Below are 15,402 nucleotides of genomic sequence, written 5' to 3'. Positions count from 1 at the left end.
CCATTTCATGTTAAGATGATAATAGTATTTTAACATAAAAGAAAGGATGTATTAATCATGTTATATAGATTTGCTCATAAAACTGGTGTCTATGGTGTTTCTATCGTAGAAGAAGAGACGCAACGGATTTTAGTCAAAGTCGAACAAGTCATCAAACATCCAAAACAAGGTGATTTACATAACCCCACTGACGTAGAAGATGTATTTTTCCATGAGCGTAAAGCTTTGAGTCAATATGAAAAACGCTATACAACAAAGTCACAACTAAGACCATTCGATGTTGCAGAACTACCATATACAGAATCTTTACAACAAGCACTTAGCACTTTAGAAACTAAGTTACTCAAAGAAGATACGGTTCATGCACAAAAGTCACTGACAAATTTACAACGCTTAAAAGAAGATTATTCTGTGCAATATAAAAAAAATTTCATCTGAAAAATGACGCGTTTCTTCTTATTTAACAAGACAGTTAAAAACCACTAGCTATACACTTGCAGTGGTTTTTCAGAACTGGATGAATCATGTATAATGAAACCATATTTCAATTTAAAGGGGGACAACATAATGAGTTGGTTACACATAGTGGTATTGTTACCGCTTATATTTGCACTCATTATTCCTTGTATATATCGACTACATAAACGGATTCATTTAGGGTGGTTTGTCTTACCACTGCCTATTGTCTTATTTATTTATTTCTTAACTTATATTAAGACAACTATGTCAGGTGATACCGTTATGCAAGAAGTAAACTGGATGCCAAAATTCGGTATGAATTTTGACTTATACATAGATGGATTAAGTTTATTATTTAGTTTACTCATAACTGGAATTGGCAGTTTAATTGTCTTATATTCAATCAGTTACTTAAGTCGAAAAGAACAACTAGGGAATTTTTATTGTTATTTATTATTATTCATGGGCGCAATGTTAGGCGTGGTGTTATCTGATAACATCATTGTTCTTTATTTATTTTGGGAACTAACATCATTTTCAAGTTTTTTATTAATTTCATTTTGGCGTACGAATCAAAGATCCATTTACGGTGCGCAAAAATCTATGCTCATTACCGTATTTGGTGGCCTATCATTATTAGGCGGACTGATTTTACTTTCAATTTCAGCTAATACTACAAGCATTCGTACAATGATTGACCATGTTGGAGATATCCAAACTAGCCCATTCTTTATTCTTTCAATGGTCTTTGTATTAATTGGCGCGATGACTAAATCAGCACAATTTCCGTTTTATATCTGGTTGCCAGATGCAATGGAAGCACCTACACCAGTTAGTGCTTATTTACACTCAGCAACAATGGTTAAAGCTGGCTTATATTTAGTTGCCCGTATGACGCCAATCTATGCAGTTTCTCAAGGTTGGGTTTGGACTGTTACCATTGTGGGGCTCATCACGTTAATTTGGGCTTCGTTAAATGCAACAAAACAGCAAGACCTTAAAGGAATACTCGCATTTTCTACTGTGTCTCAGTTAGGTATGATTATGTCTATGTTAGGCATTGGTGCCGTAAGTTATCACTTTGAAGGCGCAGAAAGTCAACTTTATATTGCAGCATTTACTGCCGCTATTTTTCATTTGATTAATCATGCAACCTTTAAAGGTGCTTTATTTATGATAACGGGTGCGGTAGATCATGCCACTGGTACTCGTGATGTAAAAAAATTAGGCGGCTTAATGACGGTTATGCCTATTTCATTTACATTAACGATTATAACTTCATTAAGTATGGCAGGTATTCCACCATTTAATGGTTTCCTATCAAAAGAGTCATTTTTAGAAAGTATGATTGAAGTAACCCATGCAGACATCTTGAGTTTAGATACATTCGGTATTTTAATTCCAATTGTTGCTATTATAGGTAGTATTTTTACTTTCGTTTATGCCGTGCGTTTTATCGGCCAAATTTTCTTAGGTTCATACCGACCACAATCATTACCAAAATCAGCACATGAAGCTCCAAAACTAATGCTAATTGCACCAACTATTTTAGCACTATTAGTAATTGTCTTTGGCTTGTTCCCTGTCATATTAACGAGTACGTTAATTGATCCAGCAACATCAGCCATTAGTCAAGCTAACAGTAAGCCATCATCATTCCATTTATTCCATGGCTTTACACCGGCATTCTTTGCAACATTGTTGATTTATATTGTAGGTATTATTTTAATTTTAACGTTTAAGTATTGGGTACGCTTATTGCGTATGCAACCAAACAAGTTACAATTAAATTATTGGTATGACACAACAGGTAAATATTCATCTCACGTTTCAAGTAATTTTACTGACTCATATGTAACAGGTTTTACACGCAATAATTTAGTTATACTATTCACATCATTTATAGTTCTGGCAATTATTGCCTTATCATTAACACCATTTAAATTAGACTTTAATAACGTCAGTAATATACGACCTTTTGAGTTAATCATTATAGTACTCATCATGTTAGCGTCTGTAATGATTGTCTGTGCTCGATCTCGTCTATTCAGTATTATAATGACGAGTGCTGTTGGTTACGCTGTTGCTGTATTCTTTATTTTCTTTGGTGCGCCAGATTTAGCTTTAACACAATTTGTTGTCGAAACTATTTCAACGGCATTATTTTTACTTTGTTTCTATCATTTGCCGAATTTAAATCGACATAACGAAACTCGTAACTTTAAGTGGAGTAATATGTTAATTGCTATCGCAGCTGGATTAGTAGTTACAATTATCGGATTAATTGCTTATGGCAACCGACACTTTGAGTCTATTGCGACATATTATAAAGAGCATGTTTATGATTTAGCACATGGTACTAACATGGTTAATGTTATTTTAGTTGACTTCCGTGGTACCGATACCTTATTCGAATCTTCAGTGCTCGGAATTGCAGGACTAGGTGTATATACTATGATTAAATTACGTTCAACGCGTAAAGCTAATAAAGAAGGAGGATCTGACTATGAATAGACAAAACAATAATCTAATTTTTCAGTACTCAGCTATTCTTATCTTCTTCTTAATTGTAATGTTTGGTTTATCACTTTTCCTTGCGGGTCACTATACACCAGGTGGCGGTTTCGTAGGAGGATTATTGATGTCAAGCGCACTTGTGATTATTACTGTAGCATTTGACATCAAAACAATGCGCAAAATATTTCCTTGGGACTTTAAAATATTAATTGGTATTGGGTTATTTTTCTGTGGTGCCACTCCTATAGCAAGTTGGTTCTACAATAAAAACTTCTTTACCCATACACCTTTTGAAATTCCTTTAGGTATATTAGAACCAATGGAAATGCACACAGCGACATTTTTTGATTTAGGTGTCATGTTTGCAGTAGTCGGTACAGTAATGACTATTATTTTAACGATTGGAGAGAGCGACTAATGGAAATACTTATGATAATTGTTTGTGGTTTTCTCACTACAATGAGCGTTTATTTAATCCTCTCTAAAAGTTTAATACGTATCATTATTGGGACTACCTTGCAAACACATACAGCCAATTTATTTTTACTTACTATGGGTGGTTTAAAAGGTGGCGAAGTGCCTATTTATGAAAAAGGTATTTCCGACTACGTTGATCCAATCCCACAAGCATTAATCTTAACTGCTATTGTTATTTCATTTTCAGTAACATCATTCTTTTTAGTTCTTGCTTTTAGAAGTTATAAAGAACTTGGTACTGATAATGTAGAAAGTATGAGAGGAGTGCTTGATGATGATAGAAAGTAATTTATTAGTATCAACGTTAATCATTCCATTATTAACCGTTATTATTTTAATTTTTCTAGGTAAACGCCCTATTATTAAGCGTTATGTAGCATTAACAGGTACTATAATCACATTTATTTTTAGTATAATTAATTTGATTAACGTAGCGAAACATGGACCTATTGTTTTAGAATTAGGTTCTTGGAAAGCACCTTATAGTATAGTCTTTGTTTTAGACTTATTTAGTGGTTTATTAATTACCACAAGTATACTCATTACTATATTTATTATTTTGTATTCCTATAATACAGTTGGTATTGAACGTGAAACTTATTATTACTATTTCGCAGTAATGTTTATGCTGACTGGTGTCAATGGTGCATTTATGACAGGAGATATATTCAACCTATTTGTATTCTTCGAAGTATTTTTAATGGCTTCTTATATATTACTTGTCATCGGTGGCACTAAAGTACAGTTGAGTGAAACAATTAAATATGTACTAGTGAATGTAACTTCATCTGCATTTTTTGTAATTGCAGTTGGTATGTTGTATTCCGTTGTCGGCACATTAAACTTAGCTGATATTAGCCAAAAGCTAAACCAACTTTCACCACAAGATAGTGGCGTAGTAACTATAGTATTTATTGTCTTTATTTTTGTTTTTGCAACTAAAGCTGGGATTTTCCCAATGTACGTATGGTTACCAGGTGCTTATTACGCTCCACCAGTAGCGATTATCGCCTTTTTCGGTGCCTTATTAACAAAAGTTGGCGTTTATTCATTAGCCAGAACTACTAGTTTATTCTTTCCTGACACAACTGACTTAACTTATTATCTGTTAATCTTTTTATCACTACTTACCATTATTTTTGGTTGTGTAGGGGCAGTTAGTTATTTCGATATTAAAAAAATCATTATCTACAATATTATGATCGCAGTTGGTGTTATTTTGATTGGTGTAGCCATGATGAATCAAGCAGGAATGATGGGGGCAATTTACTACACTTTACACGATATGTTAATCAAGGCCGCTTTATTCTTTTTAGTTGGCGTAATTTATCAAATTACTAAATCATATGATTTGCGCAATTTTAGTGGCTTAATTAAACACTATCCAGTACTAGGATGGACATTCTTTATAGCGGCCTTGAGTTTAGCGGGTATCCCCCCTTTCAGTGGTTTCTATGGTAAGTTTTACATTGTCCAAGCTACATTCGAAAAAGGGTTCTATCTCACTGGTATGGTCGTATTACTGTCTAGTTTAGTCGTACTATATTCGGTTATTCGAATATTTTTACAAGGCTTCTTTGGAAATTCATCTGGGTATACTCCGAAGCCTAAACTACAACACCGTGGACCGTTAATAGTAGCGATAGTTGCAGTTGTAATTACAGTAATTTTCGGTTTATCAGCTGACTTTTTACAACCTATCATTAAAGATGCTGCCTCTACTTTCTATAACCCTAGTGAATACGTAGACAGTGTACTAGGAGGTAAATAAGATGGCGATTCAAATTTTAATTAACTTATTATTAAGTATCTTATGGCTTTTTATCACAGGTAGTTATTCCTTAAATAATTTTATTTTAGGTTACATTTTCGGTCTATTGTTGGTACTTACATTACGCGGGTTATTCCCTGGTAGATTTTATATGGTTACAGTGTACAAAGTACTTAAATTAATAGCGGTATTTTTAATCGAGCTCATAAAAGCTAATATCGATGTAATACGTATTGTATTACAACCTACAATTAAAAATGAGCCAGCATTTTTTACTTATGACACCGAATTAACAACAGATTGGCAACTCGTATTGTTATCGACATTAATCACTTTAACCCCAGGGACTGTAGTGTTAGGTATTAGTGATGATCGTACGAAAATATATATACATTGTATTGACTTCAGTACTAAAGAAGAAGAAATTGCGAGCATTAAATCGTCACTTGAAAAAGTTGTAAGAGAGGTTGGTGATACACAATGAACTACTCAATAATTATAATTATCGCATTAGTAATAGTATCATTATCTATGTTAGCAATGTTAGTTCGTGTCATCCTTGGTCCATCTCTTGCTGACCGAGTCGTAGCTTTAGATGCTATGGGAATTCAATTAATGGCAATTGTAGCATTATTTAGTATCTTCCTAGGTACTACATATATGATTGTAGCTATTTTATTAGTAGGTATACTTGCCTTTCTAGGCACTGCAGTTTTTGCTAAATATATGGACAAAGGTAAGGTGATTGAACATGATAACAACGATCATCATTAGTATTTCTCTTATATTGGTCATCTTGGGTGCGTTAATCAGTGCTTTTGCAGCTATTGGGTTATTACGATTAGACGATGTTTATTCTCGTGCCCATGCAGCTGGTAAAGCAGCAACGCTTGGTGCTATGTTATTATTATTTGGCGTTTTCCTTTTCTTTATCGGTAAAGAAGGTATGATTAACATGCAACTCATTATAGGGATTATCTTTGTATTTATTACAGGTCCGTTGGCTAGTCATCTAATTATGAAAGCAGCGTATAATTTAAATACCCCTGCTACTGATAGAACTCAACAAGACGACTTTAACGAAACGTTACACGATAAAAAATTATAACAATAGTTAAGCGATAAGTTATTACTTATTAACAAGAGCACAAATTTCTAGTTCTTCGTTATTTTAGTAATTGTACTTATCGCTTTTTATATTGCAATGGCAAATGCATTATGTTATTTTTAAATCGTAATGATTACTATTTGAAAGAAGGTAACTTTATGCATACTTGGACAATTATCGGTGGCGGTATTCAAGCATTAACAATTGCTTTAAAATTAATTCACGCTGGTCTTCCAACGTCCAAACTGACTCTCATTGATCCACACAGTAATTTATGCGCACAATTCGACGAACGCACTAAACGTATTAATATGCCCTTTCTTCGCTCACCTTGCGTGCATCATGTACATCCTGATCCTTTTCATTTAAAACAATTCGCTAAAACATATCAATATATGCAAGCAACATTAGGAAAATATCAACGGCCTCAAAGAGATATGTTTATCGATCATGTACATACACTTATACATCGTTATCAATTACATAATCAGCATGTCATTGGAAGTGTAACCCATATTAAACAGCACACACATCCTCAGCAACAATGGGTGCTCACTTTAAATAATAAACGTTCCATTACTACTGATAACTTAGTTATCGCAATGGGTAGTCATCATGATTTAAACGTTCCTGAGATTTTTCATCAACAGCAAAATGTTCAACATATTTTCGACAATACAGCTCTACAATTTCATAATTGCAATCATGTTGTCGGGAGTGGTGTCTCTGCAGCACATTTAGTACATAAATTACTTCATTATTATCAAAAACATGTGCACTTATGGCTTAATAAAACAATAGCCGTACATGATTTTGATGCAGATCCAGCATGGCTCGGTCCTAAAAATATGACTAAGTTAACAGCTTTTGCAGATTCTGCCGAAAAACTTTCTTTTATTGAAGATGAGAGACACAAAGGGTCTATGCCCCAAGAGTTATATTTACATCTCAAAAAATATCAACAACAAGGTCGTTTGACAATTCACCAAACACCTATTACTACAATAAGGAATAAGCAAATACATACGATAGATGAACAATATAATTATGATCATATATTACTCGCTACAGGCTTCAAAAATTCGATATTACAACAACCAATTATAAAATCGTTAATTTTAGAACATGCTGCACCTATGACCAATTGTGGCTATCCACAATTGACTGATACATTGGAATGGTTACCACAGCTATTTGTATCTGGCGGACTAGCTGATTTAAAATTAGGACCTTTCGCACGCAATATTGCAGGAGGTAGAGAAGCAGCAAAACGAATTGCTCAAGCTTACTTCGCTCAAAATTTTATATCACATTAAAAAAAGGGAATGCATAAAAGTAACTTTTGCATTCCCTAAATGATTTATTAATTTTTAGTTATTTATAAATGACTACGCTTTGTCATTAGCTATCAGCTAAAATGACGTACTTTAATATGTTTAAAATACTAGTCTATCAAGATCTATGTCGTGATTTGATTGCGATGGTACCTCGCATAATACTTATTAATTTGCCGCTATCATCAGTTATCTCAATATTCCATACTTGTGTCGTTTTGCCTTGATGAATAACTGTTGCGGAAGCATAGACAGTACCCTCTGTCGTTGAACTAATGTGATTTGCATTCATTTCTAATCCTAGTGGAATATATTGCTCAGTATCAATTAGGCTCGCTGCTCCCATTGAGCATGCGGTTTCTCCTAAAGCTAAACTAGCACCACCGTGTAGAAATCCAAAGGGTTGTTTCACCTTATCTGTTACAGGCATAGACATAACCAAAATGCCTTCTCCCTCTTTTTCAACTTTCATATCTAGCGCATCTAACATATTTGTCATAATTGCCACCCCTTTATTTATATCACTCTTATAATATCATAGCAGCGATAGTACCAAAAATAATCAACGGGATATTATAGAAAATAAAGTTCGGAATACACGTATCTCTTATATGATCATGTTGCCCATCAACATTTAATCCTGCCGTCGGACCAAGTGTTGAATCACTCGCTGGAGAACCTGAATCACCTAAGGCACTTGCCGTTCCTATTAAGGCAATTAAAGCCATCGTGCTTAAACCTAACGATTCACCTAGCGGCACAAATAATGTAGCTATAATTGGAATTGTGGCAAATGAAGAACCAATTCCTAATGTGACTATTAGTCCAATGATATACATGAGTACTATGCTAATTAACTTGTTGTCACCAGTAATCGCACTAATACTATGTACTAATTGTTCAATATCACCTGTTTTATTCATGACACCAGCAAAACCATTAGCAGTCAAGATTACTACACCGATATATGCCATAATTTGAATACCTTCAACAAATTGCTTGTCCATATCTTTCCAATTTTGCATACCAGAAATAAAAAATACTAATACCCCTGCTAATGCACCAAAGATCATAGAGTCAGTCAGCATTTGAACTGTAAATGTCGCAATAATCGCAATGATTGTCACAACTAACACATATGGTTTTAACTCTACATTTGCTAGATCTTTATCTTGTTTATGATCAATATATTTTCTTGCTTTTCTATAATAAAATAAACCAGCAATTAACCCTACAATATAACCTAATGATGGGATAACCATAGCTTTCCAAATCATATTTATTTCTATCGGATGTCCAGCTTTGTTAAAGCCGTTCATTATAATTTGATGAAATATTTGACCAAAACCAAATGGAATTAAAATATATGGCCAACATAAACCAAAACCAATGATTAAAGCTATTTGTCTACGATCAAAGTTTAATTCATTAAATATACTAATTAAAGGAGGAATGACAATTGGGATAAATGCAATATGTACAGGAATAATATTTTGACTCATTACACTTAATACCAATAAAGCTACCACAATTATAACTTTAACTTTCAGACGGGACATTTTAGAGTTTTCAGCTCTAATGCCTTTGATAATTTTATTAACTAAATAATCAGTAATGCCACTATATGATATTAAAGCAGCAAAACCACCTAATAACGCATAGCTTAGTGCTACTTCTGCGCCATCTACTATATTTTTACCAAATACCGTGATAACATCTGTTACGCTCATTCCAGCGATTATGCCGCCTACTAATGCACTTACGAATAAACTGATAACTACATTTAATCGACATAAACACAAAATGATCATAAGTAAAACCGCTATTACAACTGCATTTATCACATCAAAAACTCCTTTATTACATTATCGAACTAAAGCGTTACGAGATTCATAATAGCAATCCCTAGCAATATTGTCAATCACTTTTTGCATTATAACTTATCAGATATGATATAGGGAGTGGGACAGAAATCTGATTTTGAAAAAATAATTTCGTCGTCCCACCCCGGCAAGGATGACTAGCGTTGAAAAAAGCTTGGTTTAAAGCGCATTTTCAATGCAGTCAGCTACTGCCCATATGAAAAAGAGGCTGGGACGAATCAATATTGTCCCAACCTCTTGCATGCCAATTTATTGTTGTCGCAACCATTCAACGATTGTCGGTATCATGTAACCTGTTGGTCCTTTAGGTCCTAAATAAGAAGCCTTTGTCGTTGTAGCTGGACCTGCTATATCGAAATGCAAATGTGGTGTGTCGCCAGCAAAATGACTAATAAACGTAGCTGCAAATAACGCTTTACCATGACCATTTGTATGATTAACTAAATCAGCTACATCAGTTTGACGAATGAGTTGTTGTTCAGTACTAGTTATTGGTAATTCGAAGACAAATTCATCCATTTTACGTGCTGTAGTTAAAATTTCATTTATTGGTGCGTTAGTATTATTTTTAAAGACAGCTGCTTTATCTTCCCCTAATGCTGCTACTGCGGCTCCTGTTAGCGTAGCAAAATCTAAGATGACACTAGGTTGGAATTGGTTAGCATAAAATACTGCATCGCCTAATACTAATCGTCCTTCAGCATCAGTATTAAGTACTTCTACTGATTCTCCACTTAATGCTGTAAAAATATCATCGGGCTTCATTGCTGCTTCGTTGACCATATTTTCTGCTGCCGCAATGACACCAACAATATTTACTGGCAATTGCAATCTAGCAGCTGCTTCAATCATGCCAATAACATTTGCGGAGCCACACATATCAAACTTCATAGTCTGCATTCCGACTTTTGGTTTAATTGAATAGCCTCCAGAATCATACGTAATACCTTTGCCTACTAAAGCGATTGGTGCTACGTTTTGTGGCCCACCGTTATACGTTATTGTAATTACTCGTGGTGAGTGTGCTGAACCTTTACCTACTGCGTGAATGAGTCCAAATCCTTCATCTTGTAACTGCTCACCATCTTTTATATCAACTTCAACCTGACTATCTTTAAAATGATCATCAATCAATTCCGCATAATAACCCGGAGTCAATATATTTGGTGGCATATTACTATATGTACGTGCTGTATTAATCGATTCACCTAACACTTTACCTTGTGTAATAGCATCTGCAATATTTTCTGCGTCACTATGTACAAAGATAGTAGGTGAATAAAGTGCACTTTTATTTGATTTATAGTTATCAAATTGATAAATTGCACGAACACTTTGTTGACCAAGTACTTCAGCAACATCTTTTCTACTTACTTTTTTAGATATAAAACTTTCAAATAACAATGATGCAGACAAAATATGCTCACTTTTTAGAAATTGAAAGAGTTTGCCAAAGACTTGTAATAACTGCGTATAGTCTAATTGTTTTAAATTGCCTAACCCGACTGATATTAATCGATAGTGTTCATCTTGTAATTGAAAATGAGTTTGGTATACCTTACCTAAACTGCTACCTATGAGATGATTCTGTTTCAAGAATCCGATATTTTCTCTAATATCGACGCCATTGACACTGAGTGTTTCAAATTGATTCAAATGTTCCGGCACTCCAACTATTAAAGTCTGCTGAACAGATTGATTTGTTGAATTTACACTAATATTCATATTATCACCTTTTTCTTATAAAAAAGACCCATCTTATATTAAGACAGGTCTTGGATTAATGCAGTGTTACATAATATTATGTAGCTGCGTGTTACACGAATTTATTAAAATTTACCTTTTTTGAATGCTAAGCCAATTCCGCCTAATTTAAATACAGCACGTGTATCAATAACTTTCTTCATGAAAGCAGCTTTTTTGCCTTGGATGTCTTTACCGTATACAACACCAACACCATCGTTAGCACCTAATGAACAAACAGTACCTCTATCTACATATTCAAATTCAGAAGTTGGTTGACCTTCTAAAATATTTTGGATACTTTTAGCTGTATGTTCACCTTGTTGCATAGCGATTTGAGCAGTTGTTGGTAATGGACGTTCTTCACCAGCAGGAATGAACGCAGAACAGTCACCAATGACAAAAATATTGTCATAACCAGAAATAGTTAAATCTTGATTAGTAACAATACGGCCACGTTTAACGCCTTCAAATGATTCTTCCATTAATTTGCTACCACGTACACCAGCAGCCCATACAGAAGTGTTTGCTTCTAATTGTTGCTCTTCATCGTTAACTTTAACTACGAAGCCTTTTTCATTTGCTGCAACGATTGGCGTACCAATTTTAAATTCTACACCTTTAGCTTCTAAATAGCTTACAGCGTGGTTTACTAATTCATCTGAGAACATAGGTAACATTTTTGGAGCAGCTTCAACACAAGTTAATTTAACTTTGCTTTGATCTACACCATATTTGTTACATAATTCTGGAATACGGTCAGCTAATTCACCTAAGAATTCTACACCAGTGAAACCAGCGCCACCAACTAAAATAGCTAAATCTTTATCATCTTTTTGTTTAGATGCTGCATAATTAGCAAATTTATCTTCAATATGACGAGATAATTTACGTGCAGTTAATACATTTTCGATTTGGAACGCATAGTCTTTCATACCTTCGATACCAAATGTTTCACTTTCGAAACCTAGTGCAACAACTAACACATCAAAGTCAAAAATTCCTGCATCAGTTTCTACTTTTCTAGCATTACGATCGATTTTAGTAACTTCAGCTTTTACGAAGTTTACTTTATCTTGATTAACTACACTTTCAACAGGATATAATAAATCTTCATAGCTGATTGTACCTGCAGATGCTTCATGTAACCATGTCGCTTCATAGTGATAGTCATTTTTGTTAATTAAAGTGATTTCAGCTTGATCTGCCGAAATTTGTTTTTGCAATTTCGTAATAGTTTGTAAACCAGCATAGCCAGCACCTAAAACTAATACCTTTTTACGATCTTGTGCCATTTTATTCACCTAAGCTTTCATAATAATTTTATTGCATACGTCTTTCTTAATACCCTGGAAGAGTTACGAAAATTCATAAAAAAGACATTTTTCATCCAATGATAATTTTATAGTTTTTAAGTTATATTTTCAAGCACTTACCAATATATTGTTTATTATTTCACATTAAATATAACAAATTGGCATTTAGCACTACTAAACACCAATTTATTCATGTATTAATTTAGCAATTTTCTGGTGAGCCAGCTACTTTAGCTGTTCTAAATGAGCTACCACAACCACATGATGCAATCGCATTTGGATTGTCAATTTGGAAGCCACCACCCATTAGTGACTGTTTAAAATCAACAGTTGTACCATCTAATAATGGTAAATCATCTTCGTCTACAAGTACTTTCAAGCCATAAAACTCGAATGTTTGATCATTGTCAGCTGGTTGTGATTCCGCAGACATACCATAAGTTAAACCTGTGCATCCGCCACCATTAACTTTTAATTTTAAATAGCCATCTGACATGTCATTTTGGTTCAACATGTCTTTAACTTCATATGCCGCTGCTTCAGTTACATTAATTGTTGTCATACTAATTACCTCCTAAAAAATCCATGTTTCTTCTATATGTGCATAAATATTTTGTAATAAATCGTCAGGTGACTCACCTTCCACGATATCACCATTCACAAGTGCATACAAGCCACTAGAACACAGCCCACAATTTTGCAAGCAACCATATTCGAGCACGTCAACTTCTGGATCATTTTCTAGTTGATTATATACATAGTCTCCACCTTTCGCCATGTTTGAAATGCAGAACTCTACTATTGGATTCATAATACACCCTCTTCAAATTTATCGATTATGATATTATAACAACTTTTAAAAATAATGACTAACTACGTGCTTCATTGCTGAACTCGTATATGCTATTCGTATAGTTAATTATAACTTATTTTAGAACTATTATACATCATCCAAACTGACTAATTTATTTAGCCTTACATTTACATAATATTTATAGCATAAATTAAAGTAACCGCCACAATGAAATTCACATAACCATCACAGTTATTTGTAGAAAAAACTAAAAAAGCATATAATGGGTATAAGAAAGCTAATTTTTAGGAAATTGATATGTCACTGTTAGTTGTATTACTTTCAATGTTTATTTTCCTTATTTTATTCAGATTAGAAAAGCCTATGTTTTACGGGAACACGTGCTTTAATTTAATCTAAAAATATAATTATTACTAGAGGGGTATCAAAATGAAGAATTTAGTCCTATTAGGTGGCGGCTATGGTAATATGCGTATCATGTCGCATATTTTACCAAGTGCTTTACCTGAAAATTATTCACTGACACTTGTAGATAGAATGCCATATCACAGTTTAAAACCAGAATTTTATGAGTTGGCAGCTGGAACTAAATCAGACAAAGACGTTCGTATGAATTTTCCAGACTCTGAACGCATTAACGTGGTATATGGAGAAATTAATGATATTAATTTAGATGATCAAATTGTATCTGTGGGCAATACTAAAGTTGATTATGATGAATTAGTTATTGGTTTAGGTTGTGAAGATAAATATCACAATGTTCCAGGTGCTGAAGAATACACGCACAGTATACAAACACTTTCAAAATCACGCGAAACGTTCCATCATATAAGTGAATTACCCAATGGTGCTAGAGTTGGAATTGTCGGCGCTGGATTAAGCGGTATCGAATTAGCAAGTGAATTACGTGAAAGCCGAGAAGATTTAGATATTTACCTTTATGATCGTGGTGAACGTATTTTAAGTCGTTTCCCTGAAAAATTAAGTAATTATATCGAAAATTGGTTTGAAAAGAACTCAGTTCATGTTATTCCTAACTCAGACATTAATCGTGTAGAACCTGGTCGTATATACAACAATGATGTTCCAGAAGATTTAGATTTAATTGTATGGACAGCTGGTATCCAACCAGTGGAAATAGTACGTAACTTACCTATCGATATTAGTAAAAGTGGACGTGTTATTTTAAACCAGTATCACCAAGTACCTACATATAAAAATGTATATGTAGTTGGAGATTGTGCTGACTTACCATTTGCACCAAGTGCACAATTAGCAGAATATCAAGGTGACCAAATAGCTGATGTCATGAAATTAATTTGGCAAAATAAAGCATTACCTGAAAAAATGCCTGAAATAAAAATCCAAGGTTTCTTAGGTTCATTAGGAGACAAAAAAGGATTTGCTTACATTATGGATAGAACGGTTACAGGTCGTCTTGCTTCTATTCTTAAATCAGGTGTACTTTGGATGTACAAATATCATAACGGATAAAAATATATTAGCATTACAATACACAGTTAATGAGCCTAGAATATAAATATTCTAGGCTCATTTTTATATAACATGTTATTGTAATTGTCTGTCTATAAAACGTGTTATATCTTTTAGTTGAATGTAACCATCTGCCACATATTCGTCATTCATAGTAATTAAAGGATAAAATAATTCATCTTCTTGTATTTGCTCAATAAAATGTTGGTCATGATCCGATAGATTTTCAGTATCTTTTTGAAAATCTATATAGGTAAATTCAAATTTTACATCTGGATATTTTCTTTGTAATAATGGTTTTAGCCATTCAAATGTATTTTGTGACGTCGGTGCATTTACACAGCTTGCACATATTACGTCTGCACCATATACTACAACACTTATTTTTGTCATAAATCAAGTCCCCCTTATTTCGAATCATAGATTTTTCTCTACATATCTATTATAATAAATAAATACGGATATGTAGAATTTATTTACTTGAAA

General features: G+C 33.7%; 17 protein-coding genes. 10 read left to right on the top strand and 7 right to left on the bottom strand.

Translation table 11 applies throughout. The features are described 5' to 3' along the window. Nucleotides 1-54: 54 nt before the first annotated feature. The 9 genes from kapB (at nt 55) to CD036_RS05120 (ending at nt 7,648) form a co-directional block, all read left to right on the top strand. Nucleotides 55-438, top strand: a complete 384-nt coding sequence (kapB, locus tag CD036_RS05160; protein WP_225975813.1) for a sporulation phosphorelay system protein KapB — start codon at nt 55-57, stop codon at nt 436-438. 129 nt (nt 439-567) lie between these two features. Next, nucleotides 568-2,973 carry a Na+/H+ antiporter subunit A gene (locus CD036_RS05155; RefSeq protein WP_103388113.1) on the top strand — a complete coding sequence of 802 codons (2,406 nt, stop codon included), beginning with the start codon at nt 568-570 and terminating at the stop codon, nt 2,971-2,973. Then, entirely contained in the window at nt 2,966-3,394 is a 429-nt protein-coding gene (locus CD036_RS05150) for a Na(+)/H(+) antiporter subunit B (protein WP_103388112.1), read from the top strand. Before CD036_RS05155 ends, CD036_RS05150 begins: the two co-directional genes overlap by 8 nt. Further along, nucleotides 3,394-3,741 (top strand): Na+/H+ antiporter Mnh1 subunit C, encoded by a 348-nt coding sequence (gene mnhC1 / locus CD036_RS05145; RefSeq protein WP_103388111.1) that lies wholly within the window; start codon nt 3,394-3,396, stop codon nt 3,739-3,741. The genes CD036_RS05150 and mnhC1 overlap by 1 nt, the downstream gene beginning before the upstream one ends. After that, complete coding sequence (locus tag CD036_RS05140) at nt 3,728-5,224, top strand: Na+/H+ antiporter subunit D (protein WP_103388110.1); 1,497 nt, start codon at nt 3,728-3,730, stop codon at nt 5,222-5,224. Before mnhC1 ends, CD036_RS05140 begins: the two co-directional genes overlap by 14 nt. Nucleotide 5,225: 1 nt before the next feature. Next, nucleotides 5,226-5,708, top strand: coding sequence for a Na+/H+ antiporter subunit E (locus tag CD036_RS05135; RefSeq protein WP_103388109.1), 483 nt, complete (start codon nt 5,226-5,228; stop codon nt 5,706-5,708). After that, the gene (locus CD036_RS05130) at nt 5,705-5,998 is read left to right on the top strand and encodes a Na(+)/H(+) antiporter subunit F1 (RefSeq protein WP_002509354.1); all 294 of its coding nucleotides are present in this window, start codon (nt 5,705-5,707) and stop codon (nt 5,996-5,998) included. The genes CD036_RS05135 and CD036_RS05130 overlap by 4 nt, the downstream gene beginning before the upstream one ends. Further along, a complete protein-coding gene (locus CD036_RS05125) occupies nt 5,976-6,332 on the top strand; it encodes a Na+/H+ antiporter subunit G1 (RefSeq protein WP_002509355.1) in 357 nt (118 codons plus the stop codon). The genes CD036_RS05130 and CD036_RS05125 overlap by 23 nt, the downstream gene beginning before the upstream one ends. A gap of 158 nt (nt 6,333-6,490) precedes the next feature. After that, nucleotides 6,491-7,648 carry an FAD-dependent oxidoreductase gene (locus CD036_RS05120; RefSeq protein ID WP_103388108.1) on the top strand — a complete coding sequence of 386 codons (1,158 nt, stop codon included), beginning with the start codon at nt 6,491-6,493 and terminating at the stop codon, nt 7,646-7,648. 136 nt (nt 7,649-7,784) lie between these two features. Here CD036_RS05120 and CD036_RS05115 read toward each other — a convergent pair whose 3' ends face one another. The 6 genes from CD036_RS05115 to CD036_RS05090 all read right to left on the bottom strand — a co-directional run bounded on the left by CD036_RS05115 (nt 7,785) and on the right by CD036_RS05090 (nt 13,419). Then, complete coding sequence (locus tag CD036_RS05115; RefSeq protein WP_002509357.1) at nt 7,785-8,165, bottom strand: PaaI family thioesterase; 381 nt, start codon at nt 8,163-8,165, stop codon at nt 7,785-7,787. 28 nt (nt 8,166-8,193) lie between these two features. Then, nucleotides 8,194-9,510: a Na+/H+ antiporter family protein gene (locus CD036_RS05110; protein ID WP_103388107.1), complete on the bottom strand. Its 1,317-nt coding sequence runs from the start codon at nt 9,508-9,510 to the stop codon at nt 8,194-8,196. Nucleotides 9,511-9,798: 288 nt separating this feature from the next. After that, complete coding sequence (locus CD036_RS05105; RefSeq protein WP_002509359.1) at nt 9,799-11,274, bottom strand: leucyl aminopeptidase family protein; 1,476 nt, start codon at nt 11,272-11,274, stop codon at nt 9,799-9,801. A gap of 104 nt (nt 11,275-11,378) precedes the next feature. Continuing rightward, nucleotides 11,379-12,587 (bottom strand): NAD(P)/FAD-dependent oxidoreductase, encoded by a 1,209-nt coding sequence (locus CD036_RS05100; protein WP_002509360.1) that lies wholly within the window; start codon nt 12,585-12,587, stop codon nt 11,379-11,381. 223 nt (nt 12,588-12,810) lie between these two features. Continuing rightward, nucleotides 12,811-13,170 (bottom strand): HesB/IscA family protein, encoded by a 360-nt coding sequence (locus tag CD036_RS05095; RefSeq protein WP_103388106.1) that lies wholly within the window; start codon nt 13,168-13,170, stop codon nt 12,811-12,813. 12 nt (nt 13,171-13,182) lie between these two features. Beyond that, nucleotides 13,183-13,419 (bottom strand): YuzB family protein, encoded by a 237-nt coding sequence (locus CD036_RS05090; protein WP_002509362.1) that lies wholly within the window; start codon nt 13,417-13,419, stop codon nt 13,183-13,185. 432 nt (nt 13,420-13,851) lie between these two features. Here CD036_RS05090 and CD036_RS05085 point away from each other — a divergent pair, with 432 nt between their 5' ends. Continuing rightward, nucleotides 13,852-14,916: an NAD(P)/FAD-dependent oxidoreductase gene (locus CD036_RS05085; RefSeq protein ID WP_002509363.1), complete on the top strand. Its 1,065-nt coding sequence runs from the start codon at nt 13,852-13,854 to the stop codon at nt 14,914-14,916. Between the two features lie 75 nt (nt 14,917-14,991). Here the strand turns inward: CD036_RS05085 and CD036_RS05080 are convergent, their stop codons facing one another. After that, nucleotides 14,992-15,309, bottom strand: a complete 318-nt coding sequence (locus tag CD036_RS05080; protein WP_103388105.1) for a YuzD family protein — start codon at nt 15,307-15,309, stop codon at nt 14,992-14,994. Between the last annotated feature and the right edge of the window lie 93 nt (nt 15,310-15,402).

It is taken from the genome of Staphylococcus arlettae, from assembly GCF_002902345.1.
Classification (GTDB): domain Bacteria; phylum Bacillota; class Bacilli; order Staphylococcales; family Staphylococcaceae; genus Staphylococcus; species Staphylococcus arlettae.
The sequence above is the reverse complement of the archived record's forward strand: the minus strand, read 5'-3'. Positions and strand labels throughout refer to the sequence as shown.